The organism is Streptomyces huasconensis (genome assembly GCF_021028635.1).
Taxonomy (GTDB): Bacteria; Actinomycetota; Actinomycetes; order Streptomycetales; family Streptomycetaceae; genus Streptomyces; species Streptomyces huasconensis.
Map to the genome: position 1 here is coordinate 3,364,415 of NZ_CP086119.1, position 21,128 is coordinate 3,385,542.

Here is a 21,128-nt window from a genome sequence, read left to right on the forward strand (position 1 = left end):
TACCCCGCCCAACCGCAAGGAGCGTCATGAGCACCTCAGTCCAGAACCAGCGCGCGGAGATCAAGGAAATCGTCTGCGACGTCCTGGAGATCGACCTCGAAGAGATCAAGGAGACCGGCCTCTTCAAGGAGGAGTACGACGCCGACTCGCTGCGCTCCATCGAACTGCTCGCCGCGCTGGAGAAGAACTTCGGCGTCGTGATCGACCAGGCGGAGCTGGCCCGGATGGTGAACCTCGAAGGGGTGTACGCGGTCGTCGAAGAAGCGGCAGCCAAGTAGATCCACGGAGCAGGTGTTCAGCACCGGAGAGGCAGGACAGCCATGGGTGACTCCGCGATCAAACGCGTGGTCATCACCGGTACGGGAGTCGTCTCCAGTATCGGTGTGGGCAGAGCGGAATTTCTGACCGGACTGCGTTCGGGACACAGCGCGGTGAAACCCATCAGCGCGTTCGACACCGAGGGGTTCGCGCATGCCATGGGGTGCGAGGTCGTCGGCTTCGCACCCGAGGAGTGGGTCCAGGACACCGACCTGGACACCCTCGGCAGAGCCACCCAGTTCTCGGTGTCGGCGAGCCGCATGGCTGTCGAGGACTCCGGGCTGACCCTGGAGGAGCTGGGGGAGCACGACGTGCTGATCGCCGTCGGGACCACCGACGGCGAGGCCCGCGATCTCGACACCCTCGTCGAGACCGAACTGCGCGACGGGCCCGCGGGCATGTCCCCCCAGCTCGCCGCCCGCGTCCCCGCCGGCCGGCTCTCGGCCGCGGTGGCCTACGAGTTCGGCCTGAGCAGGGTCGAGGCCGTCACCCTGCCCACCGCCTGCGCGGCGGGCAACTACGCCATCGGCTACGGCTTCGACGCCATCAGATCCGGTGACGTGGACATCGCGCTGTGCGGCGGCGCCGACGCCATGTGCCGCAAGACCTTCACCGGCTTCTACCGCATCGGGACCATCGCGCCCGAGCGCTGCCAGCCCTTCGACAAGGACCGCAAGGGCATCCTCACCGGCGAGGGCGCCGGCATGCTCGTACTCGAGAGCCTCGACTCCGCCCTGGCCCGCGGCGCCCACATCTACGCCGAGGTCCTCGGCTTCGGCCTCAACTGCGACGCCCACCACCAGGTCGCCCCCGACGAGGACAGCATCGCGAACTGCATGCGGCTCGCCCTCGACAACGCCGGGGTCACGCCGGACCAGGTCGACTTCGTCTCGGCCCACGGCACCGGCACCCGGGCGAACGACGTGACCGAGGCCGCCGCGGTGAAGCGGGTGTACGGCGCGGACACCGCCCCGCCGACCATCTCCATGAAGTCCATGCTCGGCCACACCATGGGCGCGGCCAGCGCGCTCGCCTCCATCGGCTGTGTGCTCGCCATCACCGAGGGTTTCATTCCGCCCACCATCAACCACGTCGAGACCGACCCGGAGTGCGGACTCGACTGCGTACCCAACGAGGCCGTCGAGGCACGTCCCCGCGTGGTGCAGAACAACGGCCTCGCGTTCGGCGGCAACAACGCCGTGGTCATCTACGGCGAGTACACGGGAGAGCGGCGATGACGCGCGCCGATGGACGCGCCGGCACGCTGATCGCCGGAACCGGAGCCGTGGCGAGTGTGGGGAGCGACGTCGACGAGATCTTCGACGCCCTCTGCGCGGGCCGCAGCGGGCGGGCCCCCCTGCGCGCCTTCGACGGCGAGCGCTTCCGCGCCGGCCACGCCTACGAGATCGACGACCGCGCGTCCGGCGTGGACGTACCGCTGCGCGCCACCTCCTGGCTGCTGCGCTCCGTCGAGGAGGCCCTCGCCGACGCCGGGCTGAGCGACGACCTCGGGCGCACCCCCGTCCTCGTCGGCACCGGACTGCGCGAACTGCGGTCGGCCGAGCTGAGCTGGCACGAGGGAGCGGAGTTCGACACCGAACGGCTGCACTTCGGCACGGCCCTGCGGGAGCGGTTCGGCGCCACCCGTACGTACACCCTCTCCAACGCCTGTTCCGCCTCGCTGCACACCCTGGCCATGGCGGAGGACATGCTCGCCGCGGGTGACGCGGACACCGTCGTCGTCGCGGGGGTCGACACCGTGACGGCCAGCATGTTCGGCCTGCTCGACCGGGTCCAGATGACGGTGCCGGACCGGGTGCGCCCCTTCGACCGGGCGCGTCGCGGCACGCTGATGGGTGACGGTGCCGCCGCCGTGGTCCTGACCGGGGCGGACAGCGGCGACGCGGGGCGCGCCCGCGGGCTGCTGCGCGGAACCGCCGTCAACTGTGACGCCGGACACCCCACCGCGCCCGACCCGCGGGGCATCGCCGAGGCCATGCGCACCGCGCACGAACGGTCCGGGGTGAAGCCCGACGACATCGGCCTGATGCTCCTGCACGGCACCGGGACCACGCTCAACGACGAGGCGGAGGCCGCGGCCATCGGGGAGGTGTTCGGACCGCACGTCTCCCGTCCGCTGATGGCCGCCCTGAAGTCCATGACCGGTCACACCTCCGGAGGCTCCGGCCTGCTCAGCCTGATCGTCGCCGCGCGTTCCCTCGCGACGGGCCGGATACCGCCCACCCCCGGCCTGGACACGCCCATCGCCGGCGCCGAGGAGTTCCGCGTCGTCCGCGCGGGCGAGCCGCTGCCCCCCGGCGCCCCGGCGCCGCGGGTCGCGCAGATCAACGCGTTCGGCTTCGGCGGGGTCAACGCCGTCGCCGTACTGGAAGGGACGTCCTGATGCCCACCCGTTCCGCTCCCCGCGTCACCGGAGCAGGACTCGCCCTGGCCGGTGTCTCCACCGTCACCGAACTGCTGCGCGCCGAGGACCGTCGCGCCGCCGCCCCCGTCGACCCCGGCGACCGCATCGGCCGCCGCGGCCTGCGCTACAGCGACCGTGCGACGCAACTGGCCCTCGCCGCCGCCCGTGACGCGCTCGCCGACGCCGGGCTCATCCCCGAGGACGCCCAGCGCGCCGACCCCGGCACCCTGACCGTCGACGGCGCCGGCGTGGCGGTCGTCGCCAGCTCGAACCTCGGCAACCTCGACACCGTCTGCGAGACGTCCGCCGCCATCGCCGGGGCGAGCACCGACGTCATCAGCCCGATGTCGCTGCCCAACGCGTCGAGCAACGTGGTCGCGTCGGCGGTGGCCACGCGGTTCGCGCTGCGCGGGCCCAACCTGATGCTCTGCAACGGCCCCACCTCGGGGCTCGACGCCATCCACTGGGGTGCCGCCCTCATCGGTGCGGGACGCTGCTCCCGCGCCCTGGTGGTGGGCGTCGAGCCGCGCAACCCCGTCGTGTCACGGCTCACCGGCATCCCGCAGGACGAACTCTTCGACGGGGCCGTGGCCCTGCTCCTGGAGGACGCGGCACAGGCCGAGGCACGCGGCGCACGGCCCCTCGCGGAGATCGGCGGCTACGCCCGCGAGGCGGACCTCGCCGGCTGCCTCGCCGGCCTGGGTCAGGACACCACCGACCCCTGGGGCATCTGGTTCGCCGAGGACGCGGCCGCCGCCGCGCCGGGCGGGCCGTCGGGCCCCGGCCCCGCGGACGCGCCGCGGTACGCCTTCACCGGCGTCCACGGCCATGCGTCCGGTGCGCTCGGCGTGCTCCAGTGCGCCGCGGCGATCGGCTGGTTCACCTCGGGCGGCACCGCGTCGGCCCTGCTCACCACGGGCGGCGACGGCGCCGACGCGGTGGCCACCCTGGCCCTGCGGCCCCCGGCCGGGGCGCCCTCATGACGGCCGACCAGGAGGTACGGGGCGCCGCCCCGCCCGTCGCCCCGCCCACCGAGCCGCCCGTCACCGTACGCCGCGTCCGCGAGGCCACCGCGGCGGACCCGCGCCGGATGCTGCTGCTGCACGGGCTGTGCAGCAGCGGCGCGGTCTGGGACCCGTACGTCGCCCTGGCCGACGAGGGCTGCGAGGTGTGGACCGCGGAACTGCCGTGGCGCGGCACCGGGGTCGCCGGCTGGACCTCGCGGCCCGTGGAGGACTGGGTCGAGGAGGCCGTGGCCCTCGTGCCCGGCGGCCCCGACGTGCTGGTCGCCCACTCGTTCGGCACCAGCGCGGTGCTGAGCTGGCTGGACCGGCGCGCCGACCGTGACGGTGACACCGCCGCGGCGGGCATCCGCGGCCCGCGGGGAGTCGTCCTCGTGTCGCCGCTCTACCGCGCCGAGACCCGCGACTTCGACTGGCAGTCGATCGAGTACTACCTCAACGGGTTCGTCCGCATCCTGACCGACGGCATGCGCGCGAGCATGAGCCGCAAGCTTTCGGCGCGGCACGAGCGGGACATCGCCCTCAAGGTGCGCGACTACATCGGGCCCTACGGCTGGATGCACTTCTTCGGGACGTACCTGCGCATGCCGTCCGTACGCACCGAACGGCTGCGGATGCCCTTCCTCGTCGTCTGCGGCGACGAGGACCGCGTCGCCCGCCCCACGGACGCCGAGGCGTTCGCCGAGGCGGTGCCGGACGCGTCCGTGCACCTGCTGCCGGGCGGCGAGCACTTCCCCATGGTGACCTCGCCGGCGCTCTTCGCCGACCTCGTCCACACCTTCGTACGCGCCCTCGACGCCTGAGCGGACGCGATCATCCCCGACCACACATCACCCCCGACTGAACGGAGCACCCACCATGACCTCGAACACGCTGCCGGACCGCGTGAAGCGGCTCCTGGCCGAGGACACCACCGTCGCGCTGCGCCCGCGCTACGAGGGGTCCAACATCTGCACCTGGATCGGCTTCAAGCACGTCAACTACCTGGTGGAAGAGGCCGTACTCGACCACTTCCGCACCGCGGGGCTGCCGGCCCGTGCCCTCTTCGAGGAGTTCGGCCTCGGGCTCGACTTCGTCGAGCTGGACACGCGGATCGGGCACGCGCTCCACATGGACGACCTCGTCGACGCCCAGGTCGTCCCGGCGACCGCCGACGGTGACACGACCCTCGGCTTCCGTGTCGTCCTCACCGTCGAGCGCGACGGCGAACGCGTCCGTGCCGCCACGGCCAAGGTACGGGTCCTCCTGGTGCCCGACGACTACCTCGACGCGGCCGCCGAGCCGCACGCCGACCTCGCCCGCTACACGGCCCGCACCCCCGCCGGGGCCGGGGCCGCGCGCCCGGCCCCCGCGCCGCGGGAGAACACCAGCCTCTCCGCGGGGCGGGGCACCAGCAGCGGCGACCCGGTGCTCGACCAGCTGACCGCGGGCGAGAACGCCTTCGGGTGGAAGTGGCGCATCCCCTACCCGTACTGCCACTTCACCGAGCGCATCCAGATGTCGGGTTACCTGCGGCAGATGGAGGAGGTCGTCGACCTCTTCCTCGCCGACCGCGACATCTCGATCAAGCAGCTCCTGGACGACCGGCGGTGGATTCCCGTCGTGCCGCGCTCGTCGGTGCGCATCCTGGAGCACGCCCTGATGGAGGAGGACCTGTACACCGTGTACACGGTCGAGGAGGTCTTCAAGGAGCACACCTACACCTCCCGCATGGACTGCTACGTGGTCCGCGACGGACAGCTCGTCCAGACGGCCACCGGGCACATCACCCACGGGTACGCCGTGATCGAGAACCGCATGGACTGGAGCCTGGTGAGCTTCGACGAGCGGGTCCTCGACGCGTTCCACGGCACTCCGGCAGCGGGCTGACACCGGCTCATGGACGCGTACTTGCTGATCGAGTCGGGCGGCCCACTGGCCGGCGCGAGCGGCGACCGGTTCGTGGGCGACGCCCACCGGCTGGCGCGGCAGGGCGGTGACATCGCCCTGCTGCTCACCCAGGACGGCGTACTGGGCGCGCTCCCGGACGCCTTCCCCCGCCTCGACGGCTACCTGCGGGACGGCGGAGCCCTGTGGGTGGACGCCTTCTCCCTGCACCGGCGGGGCGTGGCCCCGGTGGACCTGGTGCCGAAGGCACGGCTGGTGGACGCGGACGAGGTCGCCGAGCGGCTGCTCCGGCCCGGCCTGCGGGCGGTGTGGCACTGATGGCGTGGACCGTTCCGCCCAGCGACATCATGCTCAAGCTGCTCGGCGCCCCGCACCAGGACGAACTGGTCACCAGCACCCTGCGGCTGGCCCAGGCGCTGCTCGACCGGGGCGCCCGGGTGCAGGTGTGGACCTGCGGCGACGCCACCCGGCTCACCAGCGCCACGCTCGGCGACACCAAGCCGCTCGACCCGGCGGACTTCCGTACGCGGCACCCGTCGACGGCCGCCGTCATCCGTGACCTGCTCGCCGCCCACCCCGACCGCCTGCACTGGTACGTATGCCGGTTCTGCTGCGCGGACCGGGCCGCGGCCGATCAGATGCCCGAGGTCCGCACCCGTCCGCCCAGCAAGTTCTGGGAGCACGTGCGGGCCTCGGACAAGGTACTCGCCATGGGGGTGTGCTGAGCGCATGACCACAGCGTCCACAACCTTGCTCGTCGTGGAGCGGGCCCACCGTGGCGCGGTCGAGACGCAGTTCTCCGACGAGCTGTACTTCGCACACGCACTGCACCGGCAGAGCGGCGGCCTCGACGTCCTGCTGCGCGGCCCGGCCGCCGGCTACGCGCTCGACACCGACCCCTTGCCCGTGCCGACGGGCTCCCGGGGCACGGCACTTCCCCTGGCCGACCCGCGCCGCTCGCTGCGGACACTCCTCGCGGAGGGCGCCGGTGTCTGGGTCGAGCGGGCGGGCCTCGCGGCGTTCGGCGCCGGCGCGCCCGCGCGGCTGATGCCGGGGGTCCGCCTGGCCACGCAGGAGGACGAAGCGCCCGACTGGTCCGCGTACGACCGGATCTGGTTCTTCTGAGGCACGCGCGCGCCCGTCCTCCCTCGCGGCGGCCTCCGCCCCGGTACCACCCGCCCCGCCTCGCCTCTGTCTACGATCGCCACCTTCGAAGGGCAGCTACACCCATGGTCCCCGTCCTCACTGAAGAGACCCCCGTCATCACCGCCTGGTCGGCCATCTCACCCTGGGGCCTGGACAGCGCCGACTTCACCACCGGTCTGCGCTCGGGCAAGAGCGCGGCGCTCCGCCTCGACCCGGACCTCTGGGAGACGCCGTTCGACGAGGCCTGTGTCCTGCCGGACTTCGACATCCGTGCCGTCCTCGGCCGCAAGGGCACCCGCTCCATGGACCGCGTCAGCGCGCTGGCCGTCACCGCCGCGGGCCGGCTCCTCGACGACGGGACCGGGGCCCGGCCCGCCGGGATCGGCGAGGGCACCGGCCTGGTGCTCGGCACCAGCACCGGCAGCGCCCAGAGCATGATGAGCTTCACCCGGGACTCCTTCGTCGGTGACCGCCCCTACCTGGTCGACCCCGCCCGCTTCCCCAACACCGTGATGAACTGCGCGGCCGGCCAGTCCGCCATCTGGCATCGCCTCAAGGGCCCCAACACCACGCTGGCCGGCGGCCGCGGCACCGGGCTGCTCGCCTTGCGGTACGGGCTGCGGCTCCAGCGGGCCGGCCGCGCCGAGACGCTGCTGTGCGGTGCCGTGGAGGAGTTCTCCCCGGCCCGGGCGTGGCTGGAGTGGCACGCGCGGGGGCGGCGCGCGGACCAGGACTCCGCCGGGGCGGGCCCGCTCGGCGAGGGCGCCGCGCTCTGGCTGCTCGAACGGGCGGGCACGGCGGAGCGGAACGGCAGGCGCCCGCTGGCCGTGCCCCTCGGCCTGGAGTTCGGGTTCGCCCGGGACGGCGGTCACATCACGGACGTGCTCGCCGACTGCCTGCGCCGTCTGCTGACGCGCGTGGGGGTCGCACCGCGGGAGGTCGGGACCGTCGCCGACTCGGGCGCGGGCGGAGCGCAGGGGGAAGCCGAGCACGCCGCCCTCGTCGAGGTCTTCGGCGCGGCGGTCCCCGACGGCCCGCGGAGCGCCGCGTCCATCGGGGACACCTCGGCCGCCTCCGCCGCCTTCCAGCTCACCGCCGTCCTCGCCCTCGCCGAGCCGGGCACCGAGGGCCTGGCGCTGATCACCACGGTCGAGGCCAACGGCGTCGTCGGCGCGGCACTGCTGTCGACGCGGGGCTGAGCCGCCCCGGCCCCGCCCGCCCGCACCCCCCTGATGAAAGGTGACGTACCCATGTCCGAAACCGGAGCCGCCGTCCTGGACCGGGAGGACCTCCGCCGCACGGTCGCCCAGGTGCTCGACATCGAACCGTCCGACCTGACCGACCTCATGCGCCTGGAGGATGTCGGCGGTGACTCGCTGCTCGCCCTGGAGGTCATCGTCGTCCTGGAGGGCAAGTACGGGGTCCGCTTCGACGAAGCGGAACTCAGGGCGTTCACCTCGCTCTCCTCGATCCACGACCTCCTCGCCGTGAAGCTCGGGGCCCTCTGATGGCCGGGAGGTGCGGCCCCGTCCTCGCGCCCGTCGTCGTCGACCGCGTGGCCGGGCCCGACACGCTCATCACGCTGGACGTGGAACCGCGGGAGCCGGTCTTCCGGGGCCACTACCCGGGCTTCCCGATCTTCCCCGGCGTCTGCATCGTCGACTTCGTCGAGCGCGGGGCCCTGGAGGCACACCCCGAGCCGGGGCGGCAGTGGCGGGTCTCCGGTGTGGACAAGGTCCGCTTCAGTGATCCCGTCCGTCCGGGAGACCGCCTGACGGCCCAGCTGAACTGGCGTGACGACGGCGGGAGTTGGCGGTGCGCCGCGACGGTCGCCACCGACCGGGGGCCCGCCGCGCGGCTGACCCTCGTGTTCACGGAGAGGGGCGCGGCCTGATGATTGCCCGGACGCCGGCACAGATGACTCCCGCCGAGATCAAGCGCCGTATCCCCCACCGCCACCCCATCCTGCTGATCGACCGCGTGCTCGATCTCGAACCGGGCCGGCAGCTGACGGCGCTCAAGGCGGTCACCTGCGACGAGCCGTGGTACGAGGCCGTGCCCGACACGGCGGACGACACCGCGTACGACTATCCGGCGGCGCTCGTCATCGAGTCCTGGTGCCAGGCCGCCTCCCTGCTGCTCACCGCCGACGAGCCGACGCCGGGCGCGAACGACGCGACCGGCACACACGGCACTGGCGGCACTGGCGGCGCGCTCATGCTCTTCGGCGGCATGTCCGGCGTACGACTGCTGCGCCCGGTGCGCCCGGGCGACGTGATGCGCCACCGCGTCCGCCTGAGCAGGTCGTTCGGCGACACGGTCATGTACGAGGGCGAGAGCACCGTCGACGGCGAGACCGTCCTGGAAGTGGACCAGATCATCATCGCCCTGCGGAAACCCGCAGACGTCGCCCCCGCTCCCGCTCCCGCTCCCGCTCCCGGGCACACCGTCCCGACCTCCGAAGGAAGTCACCAGTGACCCAGCACGACACACCCCCGGTGGCCCTGGTCACCGGCGGCTCGCGAGGCATCGGCCGCGCCGCCGTCCTGCGGCTGGCCCGGGACGGCTACGACGTGGCGTTCTGCCACACCCCTTCCGGGGCGGAGGCCGCCGCGGAGCTGGAGAAGGAGGTCGGTGAGCTGGGCCGCCGCGCCCGCGCCCACCAGGCCGACGTCACCCGCCCCGACGACATGCGCGCCCTGGTGGAGAGCGTCCAGGAGGAGCTGGGGCCCATCGACGTCCTGGTCACGTCGGCGGGCATCGTCCGGGACAACCCCCTGGTGCTGATGGCCGACCAGGAGTGGCACGACGTCATCGACACCAACCTGAGCGGCACCTACCACATCTGCCGGGCCGTCGTCTTCGCGATGATGAAGCGCAGGCGTGGCTGTGTGGTCAACATCGCCTCCGTCGCGGGCGTGCACGGCCACGCGAGCCAGACCAACTACTCCGCCTCCAAGGCCGGGATCATCGGCTTCAGCAAGGCCCTGGCCAAGGAGGTCGGGAAGTACGGCATCCGCGTCAACGTGATCGCCCCCGGCTTCATCGAGACCGACATGACCGCGGCCCTGTCCGGGTCCGCCCGCACGGACGCCGTGGCGAACATCCCCCTGGGCCGCTTCGGCCGCCCCGAGGAGGTCGCCGACATGGTCGGCTACGTGGCATCGGCCGAGTACGTCAGCGGCGCGGTGCTCCAGATCGACGGCGGCATCGTCATCTAAGGAGGAAGACCCGAGTGACCACCACCCGACGCCCCGTGGCGCGCTGGTACTTCTCCCTGCGCAGCCCCTACTCCTGGCTGGCCCACCGGCAGCTGACCGACCGCCACCCCGAGGTGGCCGCCGCCGTCGAGTGGCGCCCCTTCTGGGAACCCGACGCCCGCAGCGCCGCGCTGCTCGCCGAACGGGGCGGCACCTTCCCGTACACCCCCATGTCCAAGGACAAGCACCTCTACATCCTCCAGGACGTCCGCAGACTCGCCCGGCAGGCCGGAGTCGAACCGGCCTGGCCGATAGACCGCGACCCGGTCTGGGAGGTACCGCACCTGGCGTACCTCGCCGCGTCCGACGCGGACCTCGGCCCGCGCTTCATCAGCCGGGCGTACCAGCTCCGCTGGGAGGAGGGCGAGAACATCTGCGACCCGGCGGTCATGGCGCAACTCGCCGTGGAACTGGGCCTGCCGCCCGACCGGTTCGCTTGCGCAGCCGAGGACGAGGAGCTGCGCGCGCGAGGCGTCGAGGCACTGCTCGACGTCGACCGCGACGGTGTCTTCGGGGTCCCCTTCTTCGTCCACCGGCGCGAGAAGTTCTGGGGCCTGGACCGGCTCGACGCCTTCGTCCGCTCGGTCACCGGCAGCGCCGGCGACGCGTCGCCGGCGGTCCGCACGGAGCTCGGCCGCGCGGAGGCGGGGCCCGTACGGGTGGTCCTCGGCACCGGAGGTGACCAGGGGCACGCGGGTGGCTGTGGGTGAGCACGGGGCGGCACACGCGGCCGCGGGCCGGGAAGACACCGGCCTGGGGGACTGCTGACACGGCCGGCGGCCGCGTTCCCCGAGCCCGGGTGCGCTACTGCTCTCCGGAGCGGCCCCTCGACCACACCCTGCGGACCTGTCCGGAGCTTCTCGACGAGCACTGGGTCTCGCGCTTCCGCAGCGACGAGCGGCAGGCCGTGCGCTACGCCAGGGCCGGGTGCTCCTCGCGGGCGACGCGGCGCACGTGCACTCCCCTGCCGGGGGCACGAGCTGCAGGACGCGGTGGGCGGTACGAGACACTGCGCGGCGGCGACTTCGTACTGATCACCCGAGGCACACCACCCCCGAAGCGACAGGCCCTACGTCTCGCCACACCCGCGGGCCCTCTGCGCACCACCCTGGTGATCCGCCCCGCGCGCTCGTCACGGCAGAGGGCCTCCCCATCCCCCTGCCCCGCCCTCTCCGAGCCCCCACCCCACGGCCGACCGCTCACCCGAGCCACCCGCTACACTGTCGGCGGTAGCGCTGCCTCCTCTGGCCGTGCTGCCGCACGACTGCCCCGCCTTCGTAGCTCAGGGGATAGAGCACCGCTCTCCTAAAGCGGGTGTCGCAGGTTCGAATCCTGCCGGGGGCACCGAGAAACACCAGGTCAGAGGCCCTGTCGTCCGAGTGGGCGGCAGGGCCTCCGGTCTCTCAGCACATATATGGCACACATGGGGTGCGTGCGGAGGGTGGGGAGCAGCAGACGATGCCCGCGAAGGACGAGCTGACCCGGCGTCGGCACCAGAACCTGGTCGACCGCCTGGAGTCGCTGATGAGGGCTGGCCTCAAGCCCCAGTACCAGGGGTACTACGGGCAGCTGATCCTGGGCGCCGACCACCTCGCGGAGATGGGCGAGCTGAAGGACGTCCGGCGTGCTGCCCGAGAAGCGGGCCGCCGTCTCGGCTGGAAGCCCACTACGACGCTGGTGGGCGGTCGGCTCTTCGTGCTCGACGCGCGGGAGGTGCCCGAGGAGATCGAGCAGCTTGCTGCCGATGCGGCTACGGAGGCCATGGATCGGGCTTGGCGGGAGCATCGGTGAGCCTGGCCGCCCTGTCTCACTCCGCCATCGTGCTGGCCGAGACCGGTCAGCATCGCTGCCTCACAGGCCACGCCACTTGCGGATGACCCATATCCGCTCGCAAGGGTCGTAGCATGGATTGCTGTCCAGTTGCCTAAGGCGTTCAAACTGGTCACGGGTTGCCTGGGCCAAGTCCCCGGTGCTCATGCGCTGCCACTCGTCTGCGACTGGCCACCGGTGCAGTTGAGCACGGATCCCGTCCCGCCATTCGCTCCAGGTGTCGCGGCTGACCCACCCAATCGCCCGGAGGGTCATCTCGTCTTCACAAAGGCGCAGATAGAGGCGAGCCACGCGGCGGGCTTCGTCGGATGTTCTTCGCGGACGCACGTTGACCAAGGCTTCCGCGGGAAGCAGATCGAGAAGGTGCCAGTAACGGCCGATGTAGTCGTCTTCGATCTGCTTGACGCGCGCCTTCACGGTGCTTCGGAGCGAGCCGATGAATGCTACGAGTCCGACCCCAACCGCTCCAAGAGACGCCCATCTGGCGATGTCCATGCACCCTCCACCGCTCCGACGAGCCAATGGTCGCGCACGTGATCCTGCTGCGCGACCTAGCAAGGCCGTCTGCGCCGCTGGCCTGCGCTCGGCCAGCGGCGTAGATACGGCTGTCATGCACTCGGCACGACAGCGCGGCAGGCGAGTTCCTTCCCAATCACGCGGCAGCGTCTTCGAGGACGGCCACCGTCGCGGCAGCCTTGCGTGCCTTCTTCTCCGCCTTCTCCAGCTTGGCCTTCGCCTTGGCCAGTTGCCTGGAGCGGCGCTTGTGCATCTTCTTCGAGACCTCGTCGAGGCGGTCCGGGAAGAGGTGGCCATACGTGTCCAGCGTCAGGGTCGCGGACTTGTGGCCGAGCATGGTCTGGACGACGTTGACGTCTGCTCCACTGGCGATGGCGAGCGAGGCGGCCGTGTGCCGCAGCTTGTGCGGGGTGAGCTTGAGGTGACCAAGGCCCGCCTTGGTGACCGCCGGCGCGAAGAACCGCTGGCGGAAGTTGCGCGCCCGCAACGGTCCGCCCTGCGGAGCAGTGAAAAGCAGCTCCCCCTCTCCCCGCCCCTCGACGTGGGGCTTCAGCTCCTCGGCGAGGAACCGAGGGATCGGGACGGATCGGCGCTCGTGGTTCTTCGGCGAGTCGAGGTAGAGCTTGCCGTTGTCCTCGACGTACGCCTCGACGATGTGCGCCCGGCAGGCATCGAGGTCGACGCGCCCCACCTTCAGCGCGGACGCCTCGCCCCAGCGCAGCCCCGTGTAGGCCAGCAGCAGGATGAAGACCCGGTACGTTCCCGCCGCGTCGGCGAGCGCTTCGGCCTGGAGGTCGTCAAGGTAGACATGGTCAGCCGGTACCGGCTTTGGCAAGGGAACGCCGGAGGCCGGGTTGAACGCCAGGCGACGGGACTTGACGGCGAAGCCGAGTACCCGACTGAGGACGACATACGCCTTGCGCACCGAGCGTGCGCTGAGCTTCCTTCCTCCCGCAGCTTCACCCGACAGCATGTCCGCCAACCATTCGGCGATGTCCTCGAAGCGGATGCGGTCAAGCGGCGTGGTGCCCCACTTGGGGATCACATGGACATCAAGAACGCCTCGATAGCGGTTGCGAGTTGATCGCTTGAGGTGGACCTGCGCAGCCAACCAGGACTCCGCCACCTCGGCGAACTTCACCCGTGCCGCAGCCGGGTCGCGGTAGGTGCCATCGGCGATCCGGGACTCCACCCTCGTCCGCTCGGCTTCGGCGTCGACCTTGCGGGTCAGGGTCTTCATCTTGGGTTTGCCGTCCGGGTCATACCAGCGCACGCGGTAGCGCCCAGGAGGGGTGCGGCCTACCTGCTTGGCCGCTGCCAGAGCTCGCACGTACGCCGCCTGTCCAATGCGGTCCTCTATCCAGACGCGCGCCATCAGACCCCTTCCGCGACGCCGTCGGACACGGCGGTTGAGAAGTCGATCGAGGAAGGCCGCAGCAGCGCCAGCGGCGAGACGCCGAGAGCGTTGGCGATGGCGACGAGGTCGTCCACGTCGCAGCGGCGACGACCACGTTCCGTACGGCTCACGACATTGTTGGTCATTGGGCGGCCCAGCGCAGTGCAGCGCTCGGCGAGCTGCCGCTGGGTGAGGCGGCACGCCACACGGGCTGCCTCGATATTGCGAGCGGCGCCGATTCCGGCCAGTCCGATTTCGCTTGGGTAAGTAGCCATGACGGATAGCTGTAACTCGAAATCGGCGTCCATGGCAATAGTTAGTTCTAGAAACCTACAGAACTTGCAGGCACGTGACACCTCGGCGGGAATGGGCGGTTCGGTGTATCACAAATCGCGTGGTATGGTCCCCGCCGCCTAAGCGCCGGGACATTGGCAGACGCCGCAGCAAGCTTGTGGCCTGCCACTTCCCTGACGACGGATCACTGAGCACGTACGCGGATTTTTCGCGCGCGAGCCGGACGGGGTCAGCGAACTTTTTGGTCAACCGGCGATTCGCTCTTACAGTTATGCCCTCTTCGGTTGCCCCGCCATTCGGGGCTGCCGCGGAATGCCCAGAGATGCATGTGGACAGAGCCCGAAGCGTGTGGCTTTCTTGCCCACGCCGTCACCCGCAACCGATATGGAGTGCCCTTGCTCAACGGATCCCCTCGCCCCGCCACGGCCGCCGAGCGCGGCGCGCTCGCCACGCCCGCTGAGGTCGCCGTCTACCTGGGGGTGCCGGTGAAGACCCTCTACCAGTGGAAGTACCGGGGTATCGGCCCGAAAGTCCACAAGGTCGGCCGACACCTGCGCTACCGCTGGCGCGAGGTCGACACCTGGCTCGACCAGCAGACCTCGTACGACCTGACGGCATGACTCACGGGGAAACAGAGCGGCCCTCGGCGCGCCAACGCCGGGGGCCGGAGATTCCCCTACGCATCGCCCATCCCTGAACGATTGAGCCGGTGAGGGGCGGACCTAGCCCGTCCTGCCCCTCACCAGAGAGGAACGTCTATGGAGGACTCTACGTCCCCCGCCGCATCGAACGCATCCCCCAAGGTCGTCTGGCCTGCCCCTGCGGTCCCCGGCCAGGGGATCCCCTGGCGCAACGGGGACCGGGCGGAGTCAGTCCCCGCCTCCACGCGGACCACGGACCAAGCGCATGGTGCCGTTGGTCCGCAGGCGCCGGAAGGCGCGGACCGGTCCGCCAGCGAGGCGCGGACCAACATTCCGGTCGCGGACCGGATATCAACCGGTGCGGAAGACGCGCAGGTCAGCGGCCTGCGGACCGGACCAAACGACGCGGACCACGCCGGTCCGGGCGGACCAGACGACGCCTTGCGCCTGGACCGGTCCCCTGGTTCCGGTGGGAGGGGACCGGGAGTCGGGGACCATGCGGAGACTTCCGGTCAGCCGGTCCCCGATGTCGGTCCCCGACTCCCGGGCGAGCGGACCACGTTGCGGGCAGATGGTGGGGACCACGGTCCCCACGAGTCTGCGGGGACCGTGGTCCCCGACGGCGGGTCGGGGACCGGGGACCGGGAAGGGCCCAGCGCTAAGGCGGACGCCGACGGGGCCGCGCTGCTGGATGAGCTGCGTGCGGCGGTCGGCCGTTACGTGGTGCTGCCGAGCCAGGAGGCGCTGACGGCGGTCACGCTATGGGTGGCGGCTTCCCACATCCAGCCCGCCTTGCAGCATGCTCCCCGGCTGGCGGTGGTGGGGCCGACGAAGGGGTGTGGCAAGTCCCGTGTCCTGGACGTGCTCCACGAGACCGTGCACCAGCCGATGATGACGGTGAACACCTCACCGGCGGTGGTCTTTCGCGTCATCGGCAAGAACCCACCGACGCTGCTGGTGGACGAGGCCGACACCATCTTCGGCCCCAAGGCCGGTGAGAAGGAGGATCTGCGCGGCCTGCTGAACGCCGGGCACCAGCGCAACCGCCCCGCCTGGCGCATCTCCGGACCGGAACACAAGCCCACCGCGTTCCCCACCTTCGCGATGGCCGCGCTCGCGGGTATCGGGGACCTGCCGGACACGATCATGGACCGGGCGGTCGTCATCCGCATGCAGAAGCGCAAGCCGGGCGAGCGGATCACCCCGTTCCGCTCGCGGTATTCCGTGCCGGAACTGCACGCGGTGCGCGACCGGCTGGCCGCGTGGCTGACCCCGCTGCGCGGGGCAGCGCACCGGCTGGTGCCGCAGATGCCGGTCGAGGACCGGGCGGCGGACACCTGGGAGCCCCTGGTGATCGTCGCCGACCTGGCCGGCGGCCAGTGGCCCGCGTTGGCCCGTGCGGCCTGCGTGGCGATGACGCGGCACGAGGTCGTGCAGGATGAGCAGACGAGCCTGAAGACGCGGCTACTGCGTGACATCCGCCGCGTCTTCGAGCAGGAGGGCAACAAGGACGCCCTGCGTACGCAGGATGTGCTCGCCGCTCTGGTCCAGGACGCCGAGGCGCCATGGGCGGAGTACGGCACCAAGGGCCTGAACGCCCACCACCTGGCGAATCTGCTACGTGACTTCGGCATCAGTCCGGGCAACCAGCGCTTCGAGAACGGCCGCCAGGCCAAGGCGTACGCCCGCAACCAGTTCCTCGACGCCTGGGCGCGCTACTGCCCCGACCCCGCCCAGACGGCCCCCGCCTCCGCCTCCGGGCACGAGTTCGCGCCTGTACGTTCGGCGCAGGGCAGGCCGCCCGCCTCCCCGACCGGCACGCTGCCCATCGGCCCGCCCGGTGGCACCGGCGGCCCCAAGCGAGCCCGCTGACCCACCTTCCCCTGGGTCCGTCTCCCTCCGTAACGATCGTCCCCGCGCAGGTCAGCGCGGGGACGATCTTCCTCGCCGATACGGAGTACTCCGTACCTGCGCACCTGGCCGTACCTGTGCTGACCAGCCACGCAACGGACGTGACGGACGTGACGTCGCCCTGCCCACACGCCACTGGAGCACCACCCATGCCCGACAACCACGCCACCAACAACGCGCCCGCCCACCGCCGCAAGGGTCTGTTCGGCCTGGCCCGACGATCAGCAGCAAGCTGGAGCGAACGAGCCTCTAACGAGGCTTCGTCCGCGCTTGCCCCCGCCCCAGGGGTGGCAGGGGAGGAGGCCGGGCGCCAGGGGGCGCCCGAGCCTGGGGAGGGGATGGCTGAGCCGGGCACCGCGCCCATCGTCGCCTGCCCCGAGCCGCCCGCCGATGCCCGACCGCCCGTCGAGCAGCTTTCCTGGCGCGAGATCGACGCCCCCGTGCTGCCCGCGCTGATGAACCGCAAGCGCACCACCGAGAAGCGCGACCAGGAAAAGACCATCCGCTTCACCCCGGCCGCGGTCCGCGTCATCGCCAAGGAGGCCGAGCGGCGTGGCCAGAAGTTCGCCGGGTTCGTCGGCGACGCCGCGCTCGCTGTCGCCCTCGGCAAGGCGGGCATGGTCGGCAGCCCGGAGGACGATCCGATCCGCCCTCTGATCGAGGCCATCGAGGCACACACGGCTGCGCTGAACCGCATCGGCAGCAACCTCAACCAGATCACCGCAGCCATCCACCGAGGAACAGTGCCCGAGCGTGCCGAGGCGGTGCTGGACCGCGTCGAGCAAGCAGCCCAGAACAGCTACCGGCTCATCGACCAGCTCGTGGCAGAGGGCACTGCGCATGGTGCCTGACGTCTCCACCGGCTCCGACACCCGTGGCCTGATCGTCTACCTCTTCGGCCCAGGCCGCCGCGACGAGCACACCGACCCTCACATCGTCGCCGCCTGGGACATGGCCGGCGCCCCCGACCCGGGCCGCGACCTTGAGGCCACCTACACCCAGCTCGCCAAGCGCCTGGACCACCACGTCGACCTGCGCACCCGCGAACTGGGCGGCAACAAGCCAGCCCAACACGTGTGGCACTGCCCTGTACGCACAGCACCCGGCGACCGCTACCTCACCGACGCCGAGTGGGCCGCAGTCGCCCGCCGCATAGTGGCGGCCACGGGCATCGCACCCGAGGGCGATGAGAAGGCATGCCGGTGGATCGCCGTACGTCACGCCGACGACCACATCCACATCCTTGCCACCACCGTCCGCGCCGACGGACGACGCCCCCGCACCCACCGCGACGGACAGCGGGCACAGCAGGAGTGCCGCAAGATCGAGGCTGAATTCGGGCTGCGCCGTCTGAAGTCCGGTGACCTCACCGCCCCGCCCACGCCCACCGGCGCCGAGCGTGCCAAGGCCGAGCGCCAGGGCCAGCAGGTCACCGCACGGCAGTGGCTGCGCGAGCAGGCATACGCCGTGGCTGCTGCCGTACGCACGGTGGACGACTACTTCACCGTGCTCCAGTCCTTGGGTATCCAGGTCAAGACCCGCATCGGCCCCGAGACCGGCGACGTGATCGGCTACAGCCTGGCCGCCCCCGGCGACACCGCCCAAGGCGATCCGGTCTGGTACGGCGGCTCCAAGCTCGCCCCTGACCTGTCCATCAACCGCCTGCGCGAACGCCTCCCTGCCCAGAATGTGGCCGACCGCCCGCAGCACGTGGCGGACTCGGCTGAGGCATGGCGGCACACCGCCACCGCACTGCACATCGCCCGCACCGTCCTCGACTCCGGTGACGAGGCCGCCGCCCAGGGCCAACTGGCCGCCTTCGGCGACGTCCTGTACAACGTGGCGAGCGCCACCTCCGGCCCGCACCGGGCAGAACTACAAGCGGCAGCGATGGCGTTCAACCGCGCCCGCCGCTCGACGATCCGCGCCGACCACCAGGCCGCCACCGCCCTGCGCAAGGCTGCCAAGGAACTCGCCTACGCCTCCCATGAGCCGGGCGGACTCGCCATCGCCCTGGTCTTCGCCGCCCTCCATCTCGCCCGCGCCGCCGCCAAGTGGCACGAGCACCGCGGCCACCAGCAGCAGGCCGCAGCAGCCGAGGAAGCCTTCCGCCACTTGCAGGCCGGCTACCAGCAAGCCGCGGAACCGGTCCTTGCAGACCTCGCCCGACGCGCGCCCCGCGCCACAACCAGCCGCCGCTACGAGGACGCTCTTCGTGCGGCCATCCCCGACCACGCCGACCGCATCCTCACCGACCCATCGTGGACCGCCCTGACCACCACCCTCGCCCGCGCCGAAACCGCCGGCCACAACCTCCGCCACCTCCTGACCGAAGTCGCCGCCCACCGAGAACTCGACACCGCCGAACACCCCGCCGAGGTCCTCAACTGGCGCATCACCACACAGCCCAACAAGCGAGCACAGGCAGCACGCAGGCGACCCATCGGCGCAGCGACCTCGCAGCCCTCCCCGCCGCCGTCTCCAGCTACAGCCGTGAGGACGACGCAGCCGGAGGAACGCGGGCAGCACCGTAGCCGTCCCGAAACGGGACACGCCAGGCTGGGGAGTTAGGCGATGTCGGCGCACGTCAGGGGTTCCATTCGGCGGCTGCTCGGGCGGAGGGGCGCTTCGCTGTCCACTTGCGACGGACGGCCGAGGTTCCCCTTCGCTCTTCAGCCTGCTTGGCGACGGGGGCGCACCATGGCCATGAGAACCGGCGAATCAGGTGAGGGCTGAGACTGCCCTATGTCCTTGTACCCCCATGACTCGTAGAGGCCATGGACCTTTCCGTCGCCGGCCAGGGGGTTGACCATAAGGGTCACTTGCTCCTCCGGGCGCTGTGCGAGGAGGGAGTCGTGGATGCGCCGTGAGGCTCCTGTCTTGCGCCACGGCACGTGGACCATCAACTCTTTGATGGCCAGCGTGGAGGGCTGGGTGATGGCTTCAGACAGCGGGGGGTTGATCCGCTTCCACCAGCGATCGTCATGCTCGATGCGGTTGGCGTAGATGTAGCCGACAGCTTCATCTCCCTCATACCCGACGACAGCTTCCCAGCCTGGTTCCGTAGCATGACGAGCCAGGCGCTCGCCGTACCGTTCGACGGAGTAGTGAGGGTCGTGGAGACGGTCGGCTCGAACCTCGGCGTAGATCCCGATCAGGGTGTCCCAGACCGCTTCTACCTCAGAGAAGTGCCGGACTTCGATGCCCGCTGTCTTCACGACGCATCCCTTCGAAAGTCATGGATGTATTGGTCCCAACTCTCGGCCGCCTTGCTGTTCGGCGCTGCGGAGCGGAGCTTGTCGCCGAATTCGTCAAGCATTCGGACCACGCGAGGGTGCTTGCTGCTGGCGCTGCTGGTGATGGTCATGGCGGTAGAGACAGCGGGTTCGAGGTCTCCCTGCCCAAGCTGGGCGTGCGCGAGCCGGGCGGTGGCGATAGCCCGGCTTCGCTGCATGTGGGGACGGAGCAGCGCGATGCTCCGGTGAGCGTGTGCTTCTGCCCGTGCGTAGTCGCCGAGGCCCAGGTGTGCCGTAAGGGCAAGGCTTTCGATTTCGGCCTGATCGAAAAAGGCAGTCATCCATGCGGGCCGCACGATGTCCGGCTCCGCGCGCCCGTAGGCCGCCTGGGCCTTGTCGATAGATCGCCTCACGGCGATGCGGTCCCCGGTCAGGCCGAAGATCGCCGCATGGCGTGCATGTCCCAGCGAGGCGAAGAGTGGGTCGCGTCTGGTGATGGGGAGGTTGCGTGCCACGTCGTTGGCGGCCAGGGCGTCGATGGGACGGCCGAGGTGCCGATAGAGGCTGCCGGCATGGGACCAGATGCGGAACTGGATGGCAGGATCCCCGGACATCGCGGCGAGGCTGGACGCGCGGTCGAGATAGCGCTGCGCCTCATTGAACCGGCGGCCGTCGATCGCTGCCCACAAGGCGCTGGAGGTGAACGACGCGGCGCACGTGTAGATGCTGCTCCGCACTCGCTGGCTGGTAGCTCCCCGCTGGAGTAGCGACAGCGCTTCGCCTGCCAGGGCAGAGGCTTGAGTCTCGATGCTTAGGCGCCCGCCGTACCGGTGGTCCTGGGCGATGATCGCAGCGAACTTTGCCTCCAGGCGGGCCACGTCGCTGTGGCCAACGCGCTTGGGGGAGGCCAGGGCTGGTGCGGCAACGGCTGCCGTGGTGCCTGCGGCCGAAGTGATGAATGTGCGACGCCGCACGGGGTCCTCCTGCGGAGCTGCGGTGCGTGGTGGGCTGAACCCTAAATCCTCAGTCGGGCACCCGAAAACCCTTTCAAGCGCGGCACAGGTGCGTCCAATGGGCCGTTTGGTCTTGCCCCCCAGCAGGTTGCGGACGGTGCGCGCCGAGACATCCCCCGGTTTCCCGGTGATCTCCTGGAGGGCCTCGTTCATCCGACGTGCCAACTCTTCCTGCGTGAGACCAAGTTCCTCCATCCGGCGTCTCAGGATGGCGTTCGCTCCCATGAACCGAA

Annotated in this window: 26 protein-coding genes and 1 tRNA gene; 22 read left to right on the forward strand and 5 right to left on the reverse strand. The window is 70.9% G+C overall.

All coding sequences use genetic code 11. From position 1 onward, the window contains the following. Positions 1-26: 26 nt before the first annotated feature. The 18 genes from J2N69_RS15080 (at position 27) to J2N69_RS15165 (ending at position 11,849) form a co-directional block, all read left to right on the forward strand. Positions 27-278 (forward strand): acyl carrier protein, encoded by a 252-nt coding sequence (locus J2N69_RS15080; protein ID WP_230901215.1) that lies wholly within the window; start codon positions 27-29, stop codon positions 276-278. 42 nt (positions 279-320) lie between these two features. Then, a complete protein-coding gene (locus tag J2N69_RS15085; RefSeq protein ID WP_230901216.1) occupies positions 321-1,556 on the forward strand; it encodes a beta-ketoacyl-[acyl-carrier-protein] synthase family protein in 1,236 nt (411 codons plus the stop codon). Further along, positions 1,553-2,722 carry a beta-ketoacyl-[acyl-carrier-protein] synthase family protein gene (locus J2N69_RS15090; protein ID WP_230901217.1) on the forward strand — a complete coding sequence of 390 codons (1,170 nt, stop codon included), beginning with the start codon at positions 1,553-1,555 and terminating at the stop codon, positions 2,720-2,722. The genes J2N69_RS15085 and J2N69_RS15090 overlap by 4 nt, the downstream gene beginning before the upstream one ends. Next, positions 2,722-3,726: a beta-ketoacyl synthase N-terminal-like domain-containing protein gene (locus tag J2N69_RS15095; protein WP_230901218.1), complete on the forward strand. Its 1,005-nt coding sequence runs from the start codon at positions 2,722-2,724 to the stop codon at positions 3,724-3,726. Before J2N69_RS15090 ends, J2N69_RS15095 begins: the two co-directional genes overlap by 1 nt. Continuing rightward, entirely contained in the window at positions 3,723-4,568 is an 846-nt protein-coding gene (locus J2N69_RS15100) for an alpha/beta fold hydrolase (protein ID WP_230901219.1), read from the forward strand. The genes J2N69_RS15095 and J2N69_RS15100 overlap by 4 nt, the downstream gene beginning before the upstream one ends. A 55-nt stretch (positions 4,569-4,623) precedes the next feature. Next, positions 4,624-5,634: an acyl-CoA thioesterase family protein gene (locus J2N69_RS15105; RefSeq protein ID WP_230901220.1), complete on the forward strand. Its 1,011-nt coding sequence runs from the start codon at positions 4,624-4,626 to the stop codon at positions 5,632-5,634. A gap of 9 nt (positions 5,635-5,643) precedes the next feature. Further along, positions 5,644-5,970 carry a hypothetical protein gene (locus tag J2N69_RS15110; RefSeq protein ID WP_230901221.1) on the forward strand — a complete coding sequence of 109 codons (327 nt, stop codon included), beginning with the start codon at positions 5,644-5,646 and terminating at the stop codon, positions 5,968-5,970. Next, entirely contained in the window at positions 5,970-6,377 is a 408-nt protein-coding gene (locus tag J2N69_RS15115) for a hypothetical protein (RefSeq protein ID WP_230901222.1), read from the forward strand. The genes J2N69_RS15110 and J2N69_RS15115 overlap by 1 nt, the downstream gene beginning before the upstream one ends. Before the next feature lie 4 nt (positions 6,378-6,381). Further along, entirely contained in the window at positions 6,382-6,777 is a 396-nt protein-coding gene (locus J2N69_RS15120) for a hypothetical protein (protein ID WP_230901223.1), read from the forward strand. Positions 6,778-6,881: 104 nt separating this feature from the next. Further along, positions 6,882-7,997 (forward strand): beta-ketoacyl synthase N-terminal-like domain-containing protein, encoded by a 1,116-nt coding sequence (locus tag J2N69_RS15125; protein ID WP_230901224.1) that lies wholly within the window; start codon positions 6,882-6,884, stop codon positions 7,995-7,997. Positions 7,998-8,048: 51 nt separating this feature from the next. Further along, positions 8,049-8,306 (forward strand): acyl carrier protein, encoded by a 258-nt coding sequence (locus J2N69_RS15130; protein ID WP_230901225.1) that lies wholly within the window; start codon positions 8,049-8,051, stop codon positions 8,304-8,306. Beyond that, on the forward strand, positions 8,306-8,692 hold the full coding sequence (locus J2N69_RS15135) for a 3-hydroxyacyl-ACP dehydratase FabZ family protein (protein ID WP_230901226.1): 387 nt from the start codon (positions 8,306-8,308) through the stop codon (positions 8,690-8,692). Before J2N69_RS15130 ends, J2N69_RS15135 begins: the two co-directional genes overlap by 1 nt. Next, positions 8,692-9,276, forward strand: a complete 585-nt coding sequence (locus J2N69_RS15140) for a 3-hydroxyacyl-ACP dehydratase FabZ family protein (RefSeq protein ID WP_230901227.1) — start codon at positions 8,692-8,694, stop codon at positions 9,274-9,276. The genes J2N69_RS15135 and J2N69_RS15140 overlap by 1 nt, the downstream gene beginning before the upstream one ends. Next, the gene (gene fabG / locus J2N69_RS15145; RefSeq protein WP_230901228.1) at positions 9,273-10,019 is read left to right on the forward strand and encodes a 3-oxoacyl-[acyl-carrier-protein] reductase; all 747 of its coding nucleotides are present in this window, start codon (positions 9,273-9,275) and stop codon (positions 10,017-10,019) included. The genes J2N69_RS15140 and fabG overlap by 4 nt, the downstream gene beginning before the upstream one ends. Positions 10,020-10,033: 14 nt before the next feature. Continuing rightward, a complete protein-coding gene (locus J2N69_RS15150; RefSeq protein ID WP_230901229.1) occupies positions 10,034-10,768 on the forward strand; it encodes a 2-hydroxychromene-2-carboxylate isomerase in 735 nt (244 codons plus the stop codon). Positions 10,769-10,985: 217 nt separating this feature from the next. Continuing rightward, the gene (locus J2N69_RS36655) at positions 10,986-11,291 is read left to right on the forward strand and encodes a hypothetical protein (protein WP_408056732.1); all 306 of its coding nucleotides are present in this window, start codon (positions 10,986-10,988) and stop codon (positions 11,289-11,291) included. 38 nt (positions 11,292-11,329) lie between these two features. Next, positions 11,330-11,402, forward strand: a tRNA-Arg gene (locus tag J2N69_RS15160). Positions 11,403-11,516: 114 nt separating this feature from the next. Beyond that, positions 11,517-11,849, forward strand: coding sequence for a hypothetical protein (locus J2N69_RS15165; RefSeq protein WP_230901230.1), 333 nt, complete (start codon positions 11,517-11,519; stop codon positions 11,847-11,849). A 60-nt stretch (positions 11,850-11,909) separates the two neighbouring features. Here J2N69_RS15165 and J2N69_RS15170 read toward each other — a convergent pair whose 3' ends face one another. The 3 genes from J2N69_RS15170 to J2N69_RS15180 form a co-directional block, all read right to left on the reverse strand. Then, on the reverse strand, positions 11,910-12,383 hold the full coding sequence (locus tag J2N69_RS15170; protein ID WP_230901231.1) for a hypothetical protein: 474 nt from the start codon (positions 12,381-12,383) through the stop codon (positions 11,910-11,912). 157 nt (positions 12,384-12,540) lie between these two features. Further along, positions 12,541-13,734, reverse strand: a complete 1,194-nt coding sequence (locus J2N69_RS15175) for a tyrosine-type recombinase/integrase (protein ID WP_230901232.1) — start codon at positions 13,732-13,734, stop codon at positions 12,541-12,543. 44 nt (positions 13,735-13,778) lie between these two features. After that, a complete protein-coding gene (locus J2N69_RS15180) occupies positions 13,779-14,108 on the reverse strand; it encodes a helix-turn-helix domain-containing protein (RefSeq protein ID WP_330166813.1) in 330 nt (109 codons plus the stop codon). Positions 14,109-14,489: 381 nt separating this feature from the next. Between J2N69_RS15180 and J2N69_RS15185 the strand changes: the two genes are divergently transcribed. From J2N69_RS15185 to J2N69_RS15200, 4 genes are all read left to right on the forward strand, one after another. Then, positions 14,490-14,714, forward strand: a complete 225-nt coding sequence (locus J2N69_RS15185) for a helix-turn-helix transcriptional regulator (protein WP_230901233.1) — start codon at positions 14,490-14,492, stop codon at positions 14,712-14,714. A gap of 630 nt (positions 14,715-15,344) precedes the next feature. Next, positions 15,345-16,607 (forward strand): DUF3631 domain-containing protein, encoded by a 1,263-nt coding sequence (locus J2N69_RS15190; protein ID WP_230901234.1) that lies wholly within the window; start codon positions 15,345-15,347, stop codon positions 16,605-16,607. A 326-nt stretch (positions 16,608-16,933) separates the two neighbouring features. Next, positions 16,934-17,497 (forward strand): MobC family plasmid mobilization relaxosome protein, encoded by a 564-nt coding sequence (locus J2N69_RS15195; RefSeq protein ID WP_230904739.1) that lies wholly within the window; start codon positions 16,934-16,936, stop codon positions 17,495-17,497. Then, on the forward strand, positions 17,487-19,217 hold the full coding sequence (locus tag J2N69_RS15200; RefSeq protein ID WP_230901235.1) for a relaxase/mobilization nuclease domain-containing protein: 1,731 nt from the start codon (positions 17,487-17,489) through the stop codon (positions 19,215-19,217). Before J2N69_RS15195 ends, J2N69_RS15200 begins: the two co-directional genes overlap by 11 nt. Before the next feature lie 101 nt (positions 19,218-19,318). Here the strand turns inward: J2N69_RS15200 and J2N69_RS15205 are convergent, their stop codons facing one another. Both J2N69_RS15205 and J2N69_RS15210 read right to left on the reverse strand, forming a co-directional pair. Next, entirely contained in the window at positions 19,319-19,864 is a 546-nt protein-coding gene (locus J2N69_RS15205; RefSeq protein ID WP_230901236.1) for a GNAT family N-acetyltransferase, read from the reverse strand. Beyond that, a complete protein-coding gene (locus tag J2N69_RS15210) occupies positions 19,861-21,120 on the reverse strand; it encodes a helix-turn-helix domain-containing protein (protein ID WP_230901237.1) in 1,260 nt (419 codons plus the stop codon). Before J2N69_RS15210 ends, J2N69_RS15205 begins: the two co-directional genes overlap by 4 nt. Between the last annotated feature and the right edge of the window lie 8 nt (positions 21,121-21,128).